Origin of the sequence: Neochlamydia sp. AcF65 (genome assembly GCF_018342435.1) — a bacterium.
In the GTDB taxonomy this organism is placed as follows: domain Bacteria; phylum Chlamydiota; class Chlamydiia; order Chlamydiales; family Parachlamydiaceae; genus Neochlamydia.
This window is the reverse complement of the sequence record NZ_JAEMUE010000014.1, coordinates 36,434-50,077: the sequence shown is the minus strand read 5'-3', so window position 1 is coordinate 50,077 and position 13,644 is coordinate 36,434. Positions and strand designations below refer to the sequence as shown.

The window sequence follows — 13,644 nt, the reverse complement described above, 5'->3', positions numbered from 1 at the left end:
CGCTGATTACTTTGCTGGCTTTGGGATTGCCTGTTCCTTGTTATACTCGCATTTGTAGGCGTGCTAAAGAGCTTGGGCAAGAGCTTACAAAGCTAAGCCATAAGCGTCCGACAGACATAGCCTTTGATTCCACTGGAGTGAAAGTTTATGGCGAAGGAGAGTGGAAAGTACGCCAGCATGGCAAAGCCAAGCGGAGGACTTGGAGAAAGATTCACTTAAGCGTTTGCCCAGACTCACATGAAGTTATGTTGAGTGAATTGACATTGAGCAATAAAGCCGATGATTTAGTGGCTAGCCAAATGATCCCCAAGCTGCCAAAGAGCGTAAAGACCATTTATGGAGATGGTGCTTATGATAGACAAGCTTTCTATCGATCGTCTTATGTTCGGGGTATAGATCCTGTAGTACCTCCAAGAAGAGGAGGAAGGTTAAGCCAAGAGACGGACAAACCTTGGATGAAAAAAAGAAATGATAACTTAAAAGTCATTCAAGGCTTGGGAGGAGATGATGAGGCTAGGCAGCTTTGGAAAAAGCTTAGTGGCTATCATAGAAGATCGCTTGCTGAAACGGCAATGTACCGCTTTAAAAGAAGCTTTGGAGGAGATTTTCGCTCTAGGAAGCTAGAATATCAGCGGGCAGAATTATATGCTAAGTCTTTGGCGATAAACAAGATGACAGCACTTGGAATGCCCCAAGGACAATGGACTAATTTGATAAGCTTTTAAACAGACCAACTATTAGGTCATTTACGCAACAAGGCCTAATTACATGCAAAGTAAAGAAGATCTTTAAAATTTGGATGTAATATTAGATTTTTTCAAATTTTTTTGTTTGCCTTTTAAGAAGTTTAGCAATATAAATGAGTGTTTTTTAATTAAAATAGATTTCATTTTAGTATAAATAAGAATGAATAAAAGGTAAAAATGCAAGTTAATATTCCATCTTATTCTACTTCTGCTCTGCTAAATCCTTCTTATTCTTCCCCTTCACCTGCTTTGCGCCTACCTGAGGAGCTCATTACCTATATTTTCTCTTATCTCTCTAGAAAAGATTTAGTCCATGCAGGGATGGTATGTCGCCAATGGAATAGGATAAAAGAAGACCCAATTCTTTGGAGCTCCCTCTATCGTTGTGATTTCCCATTCTTTACCTTACATCATTCGTTATCTACTAAAGCTATGTACATTAATAGCTTTATAACCCAGAGCAATCTGAAAGCAGGCAAGATTCAAAAAGAAATTGAGCTACCCCCTTATTTAGGTAGCAAGACATTGTTTGATTTTTCTAGTAGTGCTGGCCTGTTATTAGTAGAGGCAGCTAATAGGGTTCGTCTCTGGAATATAGCCCATGGTCGGTTTCAGGATTTTCCTCCCCAGCTTAAAGGTGATATTTGTTCTTTGTTTTCACCAGATGGAAGCCTATTAGCTACAGCTTCTTCTGATGGAACTGTTCAGGTGTGGAATGTTATCACCTCTACACTTGTACATGACCTTAAAGGTCCTACAGGCACGGTAACCCATGCATTTTTTTCGGATAATGGAGAAATGCTTGCCATCCTCTTTGATGACAGGCTAGTAATCCTTTGGAAAGTCTCGACAGGTGAATGTTTACATACTTTTTCTCATAAAGAAGATATTATTCATGCCACTTTTTCGCCGGATGAGAAAATTCTTATGGTAGAGTATGACAATAGTAACCTACATCTTTGGGAAATCGCCAGTGGCCAAACTATCCATGTTTTTAGGTATGATGAAGAAATTTATGAGAGCAGCTTTTCTCCTGATGGAAAGTTACTCGCTACCATCTTTGCTGATAAAACCGTACGTGTATGGAAAGTAGCCAACGGTAAACTTCTTTATGTCTTGAATCATGAAGGAGAAGTATCTGATTGCCGTTTTTCAGCTGATGGAAGCTTGCTTGCTACAGCCTCTCAAGATCATACTGTGCGCCTTTGGAAGACAGCGAGCGGTCAACTTCTTCATACTTTTAAGCACGCTGGGGAAATCAACCATGTCGCTTTTGCACCTGATGGAAGCAAGCTTGCCACTGCCTCACAGAAGAATGGTGCTATCTTGTGGGACATCTTTTCAGGGCATGCTATTCATCATCTTAAACACGACAAGGAAGTACAGAGTGTAACTTTTAATCCCGATGGTAGTATTCTTATAACGACTAATTTCCAGGGGCAAGTGTGCCTCTGGACGGTAGGAGAAGGAGTCCAATTTGCTAATTTAAAAAGCCCAGACACTATTTATAATGAAATACGCATGGCTTTTTCTAAAGATGGAAGTATAATTGCTTTTGCAACAAATTCCAATGTACGCATTTTAAGTTTTAATTCTCTTTTTCTTCCTTCTTAGTTTTCATAAGCTTAATCTTTATTTGGAACTTAAGCTACCAGGAGATAGCTTTTATACGCTAGCTAAAGCAGATTTGATTGTTGGCAATCTTGCAGCAGAAGCCTGCAGGAAAAGCTTGAGGAGGTTTATTTACCTATGCAATCGCCTTAAGTCGGTCTAAATTAAACTTAGCTAGCTATCCCTTAAATATTTAAGAGTTTTTTACTTTAACTCCTAGGAGGCTTTCAAGTTCTTTACCCTCTAACCAAAATAACCGTGCCACCGAATTTTCCTTATTCAAGGTTAACAAACTTTATCCTTTTAGCTAGAATTCTTTTTAGCTAGATAAGAAGTCCTCTTATAAAAATTTTGCATCTGTTCGCGTAAATTCTCGCTGGGAATAAAGATATGCTGGCAAGGAGGAAGGCTGTTCAAAAATTGCTGCCCATACTTTTTTGTAATTAACCGTGTGTCCAAGCATACAATACAACCTCTATCATTTTTATTGCGGATAAGACGACCAAAACCTTGCTTGAATTTCACGATTGCATTAGGCAGAGAATACTCCATAAAAGGGTCGCCCCCTTTAGCTAAAATTGCTTCGGTACGCGCTTGAGTAATAGGCTCGGTAGGTACCTTAAAGGGTAGCTTAACAATGATGACACAACGAAGGGCTTCTCCTACTACATCGACTCCTTCCCAAAATGAGTCTGTTCCAAATAATACAGATCGATCTGTTTTTTTAAATTTATTAAGGAGGGTTTGGCGATTGTCATCGCCTTGTTTAAAAAGAGAATATTTATATTGTTGAAGGCGTGCTTGCAACACTTGGCAGCACATTTTGAGCATGGTGTAGGAAGTAAAAAGCACAAAAGCATTTCCTTGGCTGGCCTGAATACATTCCCAAATTTTCTCTGTCGCTGCTAGGTTAAATCTGCTATCAAGAGGATTAGGAATATTGTTAGGAATAGCTAATAAAGCTTGTGTGCGATAGTCAAAGGGAGAATCATAAATATTTTCTGTTAGCGTAAGTTTGCTCATGTAAGAAGGGGTAAGCCCTAAGCGCTGCTTGGTAAAAGTAAATTGCTTATTGGTAGCCAAAGTAGCACTGCAAAGAATTACACTGCTAAAGGGTTTGAATAAATACTCGGCTAGAGCTTTTGCGATATCTAATTCAGCATCGGCAATATTTACATTAATCATCGTTTTAAGCATCTGGGCTTCAATCCACCTTACTTTATTAGGAGGAGGAGCTGTATCTACAAACTGCTGCAGGATAAAACTCGCTTCTGCCAATCTTCCGCAAAGAGCCTCAATTTCATAACGAATACCCTTAGAGACTTCATTAAGAGGCTCTTGACCTAGCGCTTTAAGAGCATTTTCGATGCTACCGATCACTTGTACATATTTTTGTAAACTGGTAGCTAAAGCGTGAACATGGCTTTTAATTTCTCCTACCCATAAAGTATGCTTATAATGTTCAGGCAATAAGCGTAGTTTGTTTTCATTAAAAGGTTCTTCATTAGGCCTTATGCCCGTTTTTGCTATGTTAATGAAAGTATGAAGCTTATCAAAGCCTTCAGTAATCAGCTTAAGAAGATCGATACGTATGCCAGGAAGATCAATATTGAATTTACTTAAAAGGGAGCTGATTTCTGCTGGGGGCGCTTTAGAATTATAGTGAGCAAGAATTTTTTCTTTAAGTTGAGCTAACTTTCCTTGGGTTTTACCACCTTTTTCTGCTGCTAAGCGTCCTACAATTCGCAAGAGATCTAGCTGATTTACTTTTTGAGCAAAATATTCCGTAGCAATATCTTCAATATGATGAGCTTCATCTAAAATAACTTTGGTATAGAGGGGCAAAATGGAAGGGTCTTGATAATTTTTAGATTCAGCACGGCTAGCCAAATCAGCAAAAAGCAAGTGATGATTGACGATCAATAAATGAGCTTCGTTAGCTTCTCTTCGAGCCTTAAAAAAATGGCAGTCTTGATAAAAAGGACACTGGCTTTTACTGCAAGTATCATTTTCTGCGCAAACTTTGTCCCATAAATGCCCGGAAGGTTCAAAAGTTAAGGAAGATTTAGACCCATCATTGGTCGTATGCGCCCAAGCATCAATTCGCGCAAATTCCTCTGCTTCTTGGGGAATGAGAAGAAGTTGCTCTGCTCGTGTTTCCTCCACTTTTCGCAAGCAAACATAGTTGCGCATCCCTTTTACAAGGACTGCTTTGACAGTGATATTAAGCGCTTGGGCTACGATAGGAATATCTTTTAAAAGAAGCTGCTCTTGCAGGGTAATTGTATGCGTGGAGATAACCGAACGTTCTTTTCTTTGGGCGGCCCAGAGTATAGCAGGAATAAGATAAGCAATGCTTTTACCCGTTCCTGTTCCTGCTTCTATTAAAGCTATTTGATCTTTATTATAAGCTTCAATGATGTTTTGCATCATTTTTTGCTGTTCTTCACGTGATTCAAAACCTCTTATAATTTTACTAAGGTTTCCTTCAGGTTGAAGAATTTTTAAGGCTTTCTGCGCATCAAGTCCTTCACTATTCTTTTCTCTGGGTAGTAGGCTGCTCATGAAAGTTAGAGAGGGTGAAGTAAAAATAAAATTATTTTAGAATTTGAATGGAACTATATCGCTTTACAAGGATCTTTTCAAGGCTCCTCTTCTTATATTAAAATAAAGGCTAACCTTTATTTTTAAATGGTAAGAATAAGAGCAATTTCAGCTTATGGATTAATTTTTAGGGCTACAGGTAAAAAATAGGGGAAGGAGCCTATTTTATTCCCTTCCTGCTTTTTATGATTACGGTTTGCTTTTTTGTTAAAGTGATAGATAGCTTTAACTTTTTTATAGAAAAGCGGAAAGTTAAAAATCACTTCCTCTATTCAACCTCTAGCAAATCTAAAAAGGCTTTTAGCTGTTTAGAGCGGGTAGGATGACGCATTTTCCTTAGGGCTTTGGCTTCAATTTGTCGAATACGTTCTCTCGTCACATTAAACTCTATTCCTACTTCTTCAAGCGTTTTAGGCTTACCATCTAATAATCCGAAACGTTGAATAAGAACTTTTCTTTCTCGATCCGTTAAGGTAGAGAGCACTTCATTCATTTTATCTTTCAAAATAGAGTATCCTGTGGCTTCTGCTGGTGAATCGGCAGTCGTATCTTCTAGGAAGTCTCCAAATTGACTCTCTCCCCCATCTCCTACTTCTGCTTGTAAAGAAATAGGGTGCTGGGCAATCTTGTAAATCTCACGCACGCGCTCAGCAGTGATACCCAGTTCTACAGCAAGCTCTTCAGGATTGGGCTCTCTACCCGTTTCCATCATCAATTTTTTAGCGCCCCGTAAGACCTTGTTAATAGTTTCAATCATATGGACAGGTATGCGAATAGTTCTAGCTTGATCGGCGATAGCACGGGTAACAGCCTGGCGAATCCACCAAGTTGCATAGGTAGAGAATTTATAGCCACGTCGATACTCAAATTTTTCCACGGCTTTCATAAGGCCCATGTTACCTTCCTGAATCAGATCTAAAAAGGAAAGGCCTCTATTCGTATATTTTTTGGCGATAGAAATAACCAAACGTAAATTGGACTCAACCATTTCTCTTTTAGCTTCCTGGCTCTTGTCCATCCAACGTTGCAGCATGCGTACATCTTTTTTAAACTCTTCTAATGTTCTGCCTGCGGCAATTTCACGTTTTTTAAGTTTTCGTTTAGCAGAGGCAAGCTTGGCAGCGGCAAATTTATTTCTTTCTGCCCGTGGAGTTAATTCTTGAATTTCCTTTTCTAATTGTAAAAAACGGTCATAAGCTCGTAAGATGAGCTCACCAAAGTCTTCAATAATATTGTGTCTAACATGAAAGCGGCGCAAGTAAGCTTGAGTACGAATACGACATTTTTCTATTTCTTCCAATATCGAGGGTTTATTCTCTTTATTTAGCTCTGGATCATCAATTTTCTTAAGAAGCTCTACCAGATGTTGTTCTTCCTGTTTAAGAAGGGCACATAATTTAGGTAAAAGGTTAAGAAACTCTTGTTTATTGGACACTTCTTTTTCTGCAACACACTTGTCAAAACGCTCTTTTCCTTGTAGCAAATATTGGGCAATTGCTATGGTCTCAGCCGTGGAGTAGCCAAACCTCATAATGATGCGTTCGATTTGGATTTGCGCTTTTTCGATTCGCTTGGAAATTTCAACTTCCTCTTCTCGGCTTAAAAGAGGAACCGAGCCCATTTCTTTTAAATACATTCTTACGGGATCATCAGGAGTGCCTTCAGAACGTTTAGGAAGGCCTTCTAATTCTTTCGCTTCTTTCTTACGCTCCTTTTGGCGCTCAACTTCAGATTGGTTAAGAATTTGAATGTCCATGCCACTTAAAAAGATCAACACTTGATCAATCTGCTCGGGCGAATCAAAAGACATGGGAAGAATATCGTTAATTTCCTCGTAGGTGATATATCCTTGCTCTTTAGCAATGGAGACGAGTTCATCCACTTTCTGTTGATGTTGGTGAGAAAAATTGCTTTTAAAGTTATCTTTATTCATGTTGCTTTTATGTAATGGGATTGACGAATTGCAAATTTTTTGTGTAATATGTTTTTAAAAGCCCTGTGGAAAAGGTAGCTTTGTTGGCTCATAAAACGTTGAGAAAGTAATATTACAATCAATATTTCCTTAAAAAGGGTATAGGAATATTTAACTATTATATTGATTTTTGTCAATCTATACCATCTTTTTCTTTTAAGTAATGTCCAAGGAAAAATTAAATTCATACTTGGATAAATGCATTTTGTCAAAAGATTTTTAAGTGGGCGAAAAAATATGCACTTTTATGCCTTCGATGAAAAAGGAAATCAGGTGTCTGCTCATCAAGCAGATAAAAGGCTGTATTATTTTTGCAGAGAATGTCTAGGCCTGGTCAAATCTCGGGGAGGCCTCTTGAGACATTTGCACTTTTATCATCTAGAGCCTAATCGATCATGTCGACAAGATGGTAAATCTCTTGTTCATTTACAAGTGCAGCATTATTTACAAAATTGCTTGCCTGGTTGTGAATTAGAAAAAAGATTTCCTCTTATCAATCGTATTGCAGATCTGTTTTGGGAAAAAGAGGGCTTAGTAATAGAAATTCAATGCTCTCCTATCTCTGCCCGTGAAATAGACGCGCGCAATCTAGATTATGCTAGCCTAGGCTATCGAGTTCTTTGGATATTACATGATCGCTTATTCAATCGTCATCGTTTGACAGCTGCTGAGTATTTATTACAAGATTCCTTTCATTATTTTACTAATATCGATTCTGAAGGAGTAGGATATATTTATGATCAATGCGATAGAATAGAAAAAGGTAAACGAGTGCTTACGCTAGGCTTTCGAAAAGTAAACTTTTTCTCCTACCATTCTCACCTCAAAGAATCCATGGTGTTTGGTAATTATCCACCTTGGATAAAAAAAAGGCTGGAATCATGGAGAGGATATTTTACAGGCGATTATTTAGATTATTTTTTAACAATGCAAGAACCAGAAAAAGCTGCTTTATTGTCAGCTCTTTCAGTAGATGAGCAATCAGGAGTTATGCAAGTAGGAAAAAAACTACAGCCAGGTATAAAGAGAAAGTTAAAAAAATTAATCCGTCTAATTAGCTATTTTTATCGCTTAGGATTAAATTTCATACTTGAGAAATTAGCAAAATAATATCCTGCGGAGCAAGTGCCCCTTATCTTCTAAAATTTATGGTGCAAATGCTTCGCAAAGGTGTTTATAAGGCTTTGGCCGCGCGAGCAGCAAAACGTGCTTTCGTACGATTGGCTTTATTGACTTTATAGACGCCTTTTTTTACACCCTTATCCATTAGGCTGTAGATTTCGCTTAAATGCTTATGATTTAACGCGGCATCTTTTTTAGAAAGGTTTTCTTCTAGAGCACGTACCGCTGTTCTGACTTGCGATTTGAACACTCTATTAATCTGATTTCTTTTGATGCTTTGAAGATCTCTTTTTAATGCTGACGAACGTTTTTCTTTTTTTTTCTCGGTAGGTGCTTGAGCCATTTTCCCTCTTAAATGTTTAATGACATAAATTTATATAAGAAGAAATTATAGGCATTGCTGTATAATTCGTCAAAGCCAAACTGAAATGCTTGGTATTAAAAACATCTACCCTTAATAGCATTAAGCTCAAGAAGTATTGTATGAAACTTATCTTAGACCAAAATCTTTCCTTGTTAGAGGCTTTAACCCTTTTATCCCCAAATAGTTCCAAAACAACTTTACGTTCCTGGTTAAAAGAGGGGCGGGTGTATGTCGATGAGAGTGTAGAAAAAGTCAGCAGCAAGCTTATTAAAAAAAATCAAACCATTACCGTAGGAGCAAGGCCAGATCCTTATATACAAGATTTACGAGTATTATATGAAGATTCTCATTTAATAGTGATTGATAAGCCTTCTGGTTTATTAAGTGTGACTAGCGCTTTCGAAAAAGAAAACACAGCGCATGCTCTTTTGAAAAAACATTTTCGTCCGCGCAAGGTCTATGTGGTTCATCGGTTGGATCAAGATACCTCAGGTGTTATGCTATTTGCTTTTTCAGAAAGAGCTTATGAAAAATTAAAAGCCATTTTTGCAGAGCATCATATTGTAAGAGAATATATAGCTATTGTAGAAGGTCGTATGGAGCAATCTCAAGGTAAATGGGAATCCTACCTTTATGAAGATGAAAATTATTTTGTACACTCTTCTTCAAATCCAGAGCGTGGTCGTTTGGCTATCACGCATTATCAAGTGATAGAAATGAGTAAGCACTATTCCTTGGTAAAATTTACCCTAGAAACAGGAAGAAAAAATCAAATTCGCGTTCAATGCAAAGCTGCAGGACATCCTGTGCTAGGAGACCTTAAGTATGGCTCTTCGGTTAGTCCTGTACGCAGGCTATGCTTGCATGCTCAAGGGCTGGGATTTAACCATCCTATCAATGGCAAACAGATGCAATTTAAATCTTCTCTTCCGCAAGCTTTTAAAAAATATTTTAAAAATGCATAAAAATCTGTTGTGGCTTTCTTTTTTATCTTTAGCCGCAGGCGTGGTCGGTTGGTTTACTTTTCGAGCGCTTTATTTGACCTATTTTTACCTAGCTTTTACGGCCTCTGCTCCTGTAGAAAACATTCAATGGGCAATTGTGCCCCTAAGCGAAGATCGTTTGGTAGTTAAAGCAGACTATCGCTTTGTGGTTAATGACAAAGAATATCATGGAAAAACTTTATTTAAAAATGATGTCTTTCGAAACCCCTGGGCAGCAGAAGAAGCTTTAAAAACATATAAGGGCCGTGAGCAAAGGGCTTGGTATTCACCTCTAGATCCTCAATATTCTTCTTTAGACCAATCTTTCCCTTTTAAAGAAAATATTTATGCAATCATTTTATGGATTTTATTGCTATATTTTATTTGGATAGGAAGGTCTGTAGCCAGGCTTACATGCGCGTTTACTTAGATAGCTAATATATGGAAAGTATTAATAAAAAACTACTCGCCTACAAAAAACGATTTCAGGGGACCTTAGCTTTTTCTTTTTCCACGCTACTAGATGGAGAAATCTTTTAACAATCTTTATTAGCCTTAAGCTTATAATTTCTATAAGACTAAATTATAAGCTAGCGGATAGCGATAGAGCTTATAAAGGCCTTGCCTTGTAGCCCAAGCGCTAATGCTAGCCTTTCTACCTCTTAAGATGGGCTAAGAATAAATGAAAAAGAGTTTATTTTTGCATGAGATCTCTTCAAAAAATTTAAAGATTTATCTTGTTTTGAGTTTAAGAGAAATAATGTATAAAAATTAATGTTGAGGTTTAAACTTATTAATCCTTCTGGCAAGATATCATCTTAATATTTAATAAATTGAACTTATGTATAAATCCTATAGCTCACGTTACACTATCCTACTTATCATTATTGCCTTCTACCTTTTGCCTGTCATGCTTTTGAGTAGCTATGGGAGGCTGTATATGCCTGTACAAAAAGGGTGGAATTTACTGGCTTTTGGGATATTTTGTAGTAGTATAGGGCTCATAGGAATTTTTTGGATGATGTGCCGTTTAAGCTATAGAGCCGAGCAGTATGCAAGGGATAATCAGTCATCTGTTCTAGAGGCTTCAGAATTTTCTCCTAAGCAGTCCAATATTGTTGAGCTAGACATGACTCAAGCCAAAGCTCTAGAAGAGCTTCAAGAACAGTATAATGAATTACATGCGCATGTGCTAGCTGCTCAAAAAGATTTAGAAGCAAAAACTAAAGAATTGCTGGAAAGAGAACAGAATAATCAGCATTTACAAGAAAAGCTTATTACTTCTGCAGCAGAGTATGAAATGAGCAAGCAGGCTTATGAATCCGCTTTAGACCAGCAAAAATTGCTTTTAGTCGATTCTCAAAAAACAATCACTGAGCAACGCGAATGCATTGATAAAAAATTGCAGCAAATTGCTCAACTAGAGATTAAAGTGTCAGATTTGACGTATGAAATTAAAACATTGATTCAGCTAGCAGAAATTGAAAATCAAAGCATGCCTATTTACTCAAGTCTTCCTTTAGAGCAGGCAAGCTCAATCTATCCTCCTCTTTCGAACATATTTGAAGAAGAAATTGCCTGTCTTCCCGAGAAAAAAGTTCGAAATAGCATGCAAGCCAATATACAATTAAAGCGCTGCATTGATATTGCCCAAAAAATTACGGGAGCAAGCCATTATTATAACACTTCTTCACGCTTTAAAGATTTGGCTGTCGATAACTATACTTTAGATTTAAGGCGCCTCTTTGATAGTTTACGGGCAGAAAATGCCAGCGCTATTATTTTTTATTCTCAAAAAGAAAATAAAATTTTATTTGTTAATAATCAATCCAGGAGCTTGCTAGGCTGGAGTCCAGACAAATTTGTCCAGAGCTTTAATGAGATTGTAGAGCCGAGCAAAGATATTTGGAGGCAGGGTATTGCCAGCTTAGCTATTAAGAATGACAATCATATCAGCCTAAAGATGAAATCTAAAGCAGGAGCACAGGTAGAGGTTCATGCTTTGTTAGGCATCATCCCTACTGGCATTTTTCGCTATCATGTGCTAGGCGTCTTATACTCTTCCTTATCTTAAACAAAAAGGGCAATAAATTTCCTTATAAGCAAAAAAGTTTAATTTTTTTTGTTTATGGAGGATTAATTTTTTAAAGTAATTTATGTTATATATCATTGCAGGTCGCTATAAAAACAGAAAAATTCAGTCCCCTAAACATACTCTCACCCGTCCCACTACCAATAAACTACGGGGAGCGCTCTTTAATATTTGTCAAACTTATATAGAAGATGCTTCTTTTTTAGATCTTTTTTGTGGATCAGGGGCGATGGGATTAGAAGCTATAAGCAGAGGGGCGGCTCAAGCAACCTTTGTAGATGAAGCTAAAGCAAGCCTTCAATGTGTGCGTGAGAATATACAATCTTTAGGGGTGGAAAAGCAAGCCCATCCTTTATGGGGAGAGGCTAGTACTGTATTAAAAAAGCTAGCTAAGCAAGGAGACCAATTTGATATCATTTATATTGATCCTCCTTACGAAACTAAAGGTCTATCAGAAGAGATCCTCAGAATTATAGATGAAAGCACCCTGTTAAAGGTTGAAGGAAGGTTATTTATTGAGGAAAGCAAAGCGATGGTAATAGATAAAGAAAAGTGGCTTACCTTGCAATTAGAAAGCGCGCGAAAGATGGGCCGTACCCAACTTGTGCAGTTTAAAAAGATTAGTTACCCTCAACCTCCCTGCTCCCATCAACATGAGTTACTTGATAAATATTAATTTTCACCGGGATAACTTATCTAATATCTTTTCTTACACAAGCTACTTTATTTCAGCTGGCATGCTTTCTGATGAATTCCTCTCTACCCGTGATTTCTTACCCCCTTTCAGAATAATAGAATTTTTGGGAAGGAGGCTTTAAGCATCTAAGGATAATTCTATGGCGTTCTTTCAAAGCGTTAAGAATGTTTTTAACTCTATTAATCAAGGATGCATTATAATGGGATGCTTTTTTTTTTAACTTTAATCTTTTTAATTGTATAGATCTGCACCCTTGGCGTCTTATTACTGAGGCTCCTCCCTCAATAAAAACGATCCCAGAGGAATTGATCGTGCATATTTTTTCTTTTCTCTCCCCCAAAGAGCTTGTGAATGCTCAACAAGTATGTAAACACTGGAAAAAAATAGGAGATGAAGAGACATTGTGGAAAAGATATCCTCAACAACATTTCAAAGACAAACCCTTACATATTAGCTTTTGTCTAAAAACACCTCGGTCTTTTAAAAATAGTTATCTTTTTTATAGCCGCGGGAAATTAATAGAACGGAAAATTAAGCTAGAGGCTGCTGCTTTGCGCGCCCATCCCGATTATAATGTAAGCTTTACCGAGATGATGGTATCGATGAATCAAAGTCAAAGCTTTAATCATCAAAAGAGATTAAGGTTTTGAGAGGAGACGGGCAAAGAGAATAATACTGATAAGATAATCTGTATAAATATCAAGAATATCAAGTTTCATTTTTTTTCTCTTCTTTTCAAAGAAAAAGATATATCTTTAGAATAATCTATTCAACTCATCTGCGCGTAAGATGTGTAACTTAAAAAGACTATTGCGGTGAGAATGTTTTTAACTCTATTAATCAAGGATGCATTATAATGGGGTGCTTTTTTTTTAACTTTAATCCTTTTAATTGTATAGATCTGCGCCCTTGGCGTCTTATTACTGAGGCCCCTCCCTCAATAAAAACGATTCCAGAGGAATTGATTGTGCATATTTTTTCTTTTCTCTCCCCCAAAGAGCTTGTAAATGCTCAGCAAGTATGTAAACACTGGAAAAGAATAGGAGATGAAGAGACCTTGTGGAAAAGACATCATCAACAGCATTTCAAAGACAAACCCTTACATGTTAGCTTTTGTCTAAAAACACCTCGGTCTTTTAGGAATAGTTATCTTTTTTATAGCCGGATGAAATCAAGAAGACGGCAAACTAAGCTAGATATTTCCGCTTTGCGCGCCTCTCCCGCATATAATCCAATTTTTTCCGAGAGGCTGTTATGGATGAATCAAAGTCAAAGCTTTAATCATCAAAAAACTTAAGGTTTTGAGAGGAGATGGGCAAAGAGAACAATGCTGATAAGATAATCTGTATAAATATCAAGAATATCAAGTTTCATTTTTTTCTCCTCTTTTCAAAGGAAAAAATATATCCTTAGAATAATTTATTCAACTCATCTGGTGCGTAAGTAGCTTAAA

At 37.3% G+C, this 13,644-nt stretch carries 12 protein-coding genes; 9 read left to right on the top strand and 3 right to left on the bottom strand.

All coding sequences use genetic code 11. From position 1 onward, the window contains the following. Positions 1 to 11: 11 nt before the first annotated feature. Positions 12 to 725: an IS5 family transposase gene (locus tag NEOC65_RS01140; RefSeq protein ID WP_502710342.1), complete on the top strand. Its 714-nt coding sequence runs from the start codon at positions 12 to 14 to the stop codon at positions 723 to 725. 198 nt (positions 726 to 923) lie between these two features. Then, a complete protein-coding gene (locus tag NEOC65_RS01135; protein ID WP_213152371.1) occupies positions 924 to 2,360 on the top strand; it encodes an F-box/WD repeat-containing protein in 1,437 nt (478 codons plus the stop codon). 300 nt (positions 2,361 to 2,660) lie between these two features. On the opposite strand, the gene NEOC65_RS01130 is transcribed toward NEOC65_RS01135, so the two are convergent. Both NEOC65_RS01130 and NEOC65_RS01125 read right to left on the bottom strand, forming a co-directional pair. Further along, on the bottom strand, positions 2,661 to 4,922 hold the full coding sequence (locus NEOC65_RS01130) for an ATP-dependent DNA helicase (RefSeq protein ID WP_213155426.1): 2,262 nt from the start codon (positions 4,920 to 4,922) through the stop codon (positions 2,661 to 2,663). A 307-nt stretch (positions 4,923 to 5,229) separates the two neighbouring features. Next, positions 5,230 to 6,894, bottom strand: coding sequence for an RNA polymerase sigma factor (locus NEOC65_RS01125; RefSeq protein ID WP_213152373.1), 1,665 nt, complete (start codon positions 6,892 to 6,894; stop codon positions 5,230 to 5,232). A 276-nt stretch (positions 6,895 to 7,170) separates the two neighbouring features. Between NEOC65_RS01125 and NEOC65_RS01120 the strand changes: the two genes are divergently transcribed. Beyond that, positions 7,171 to 8,043 carry a competence protein CoiA gene (locus NEOC65_RS01120; protein WP_213155425.1) on the top strand — a complete coding sequence of 291 codons (873 nt, stop codon included), beginning with the start codon at positions 7,171 to 7,173 and terminating at the stop codon, positions 8,041 to 8,043. Between the two features lie 64 nt (positions 8,044 to 8,107). Here NEOC65_RS01120 and rpsT read toward each other — a convergent pair whose 3' ends face one another. Further along, positions 8,108 to 8,398, bottom strand: coding sequence for a 30S ribosomal protein S20 (gene rpsT, locus NEOC65_RS01115; protein WP_166154374.1), 291 nt, complete (start codon positions 8,396 to 8,398; stop codon positions 8,108 to 8,110). A 140-nt stretch (positions 8,399 to 8,538) separates the two neighbouring features. Here rpsT and NEOC65_RS01110 point away from each other — a divergent pair, with 140 nt between their 5' ends. The 6 genes from NEOC65_RS01110 to NEOC65_RS01085 all read left to right on the top strand — a co-directional run bounded on the left by NEOC65_RS01110 (position 8,539) and on the right by NEOC65_RS01085 (position 13,488). Next, the gene (locus NEOC65_RS01110; RefSeq protein WP_166154372.1) at positions 8,539 to 9,384 is read left to right on the top strand and encodes an RluA family pseudouridine synthase; all 846 of its coding nucleotides are present in this window, start codon (positions 8,539 to 8,541) and stop codon (positions 9,382 to 9,384) included. Then, positions 9,377 to 9,832 (top strand): DUF3592 domain-containing protein, encoded by a 456-nt coding sequence (locus NEOC65_RS01105; protein WP_213155424.1) that lies wholly within the window; start codon positions 9,377 to 9,379, stop codon positions 9,830 to 9,832. The genes NEOC65_RS01110 and NEOC65_RS01105 overlap by 8 nt, the downstream gene beginning before the upstream one ends. Before the next feature lie 411 nt (positions 9,833 to 10,243). Further along, entirely contained in the window at positions 10,244 to 11,476 is a 1,233-nt protein-coding gene (locus tag NEOC65_RS01100; protein ID WP_213155423.1) for a hypothetical protein, read from the top strand. Positions 11,477 to 11,558: 82 nt separating this feature from the next. Beyond that, positions 11,559 to 12,170 carry a 16S rRNA (guanine(966)-N(2))-methyltransferase RsmD gene (gene rsmD, locus NEOC65_RS01095; protein WP_213155422.1) on the top strand — a complete coding sequence of 204 codons (612 nt, stop codon included), beginning with the start codon at positions 11,559 to 11,561 and terminating at the stop codon, positions 12,168 to 12,170. A 260-nt stretch (positions 12,171 to 12,430) separates the two neighbouring features. Further along, positions 12,431 to 12,841, top strand: coding sequence for an F-box protein (locus tag NEOC65_RS01090; protein WP_349305279.1), 411 nt, complete (start codon positions 12,431 to 12,433; stop codon positions 12,839 to 12,841). Positions 12,842 to 13,047: 206 nt separating this feature from the next. Then, positions 13,048 to 13,488, top strand: coding sequence for an F-box-like domain-containing protein (locus tag NEOC65_RS01085; protein ID WP_213155421.1), 441 nt, complete (start codon positions 13,048 to 13,050; stop codon positions 13,486 to 13,488). The last annotated feature ends 156 nt before the right edge of the window (positions 13,489 to 13,644 follow it).

What these genes read in the sequence shown, in the direction of transcription:
- NEOC65_RS01135 (WP_213152371.1), top strand. Translation starts at nt 924, where the DNA reads ATGCAAGTTAATATTCCATCTTATTCTACTTCTGCTCTGCTAAATCCT.
- rsmD (WP_213155422.1), top strand. Translation starts at nt 11,559, where the DNA reads ATGTTATATATCATTGCAGGTCGCTATAAAAACAGAAAAATTCAGTCC.
- NEOC65_RS01085 (WP_213155421.1), top strand. Translation starts at nt 13,048, where the DNA reads ATGGGGTGCTTTTTTTTTAACTTTAATCCTTTTAATTGTATAGATCTG.
- NEOC65_RS01110 (WP_166154372.1), top strand. Translation starts at nt 8,539, where the DNA reads ATGAAACTTATCTTAGACCAAAATCTTTCCTTGTTAGAGGCTTTAACC.
- NEOC65_RS01120 (WP_213155425.1), top strand. Translation starts at nt 7,171, where the DNA reads ATGCACTTTTATGCCTTCGATGAAAAAGGAAATCAGGTGTCTGCTCAT.
- rpsT (WP_166154374.1), bottom strand. Translation starts at nt 8,398, where the DNA reads ATGGCTCAAGCACCTACCGAGAAAAAAAAAGAAAAACGTTCGTCAGCA.
- NEOC65_RS01100 (WP_213155423.1), top strand. Translation starts at nt 10,244, where the DNA reads ATGTATAAATCCTATAGCTCACGTTACACTATCCTACTTATCATTATT.
- NEOC65_RS01105 (WP_213155424.1), top strand. Translation starts at nt 9,377, where the DNA reads ATGCATAAAAATCTGTTGTGGCTTTCTTTTTTATCTTTAGCCGCAGGC.
- NEOC65_RS01125 (WP_213152373.1), bottom strand. Translation starts at nt 6,894, where the DNA reads ATGAATAAAGATAACTTTAAAAGCAATTTTTCTCACCAACATCAACAG.
- NEOC65_RS01130 (WP_213155426.1), bottom strand. Translation starts at nt 4,922, where the DNA reads ATGAGCAGCCTACTACCCAGAGAAAAGAATAGTGAAGGACTTGATGCG.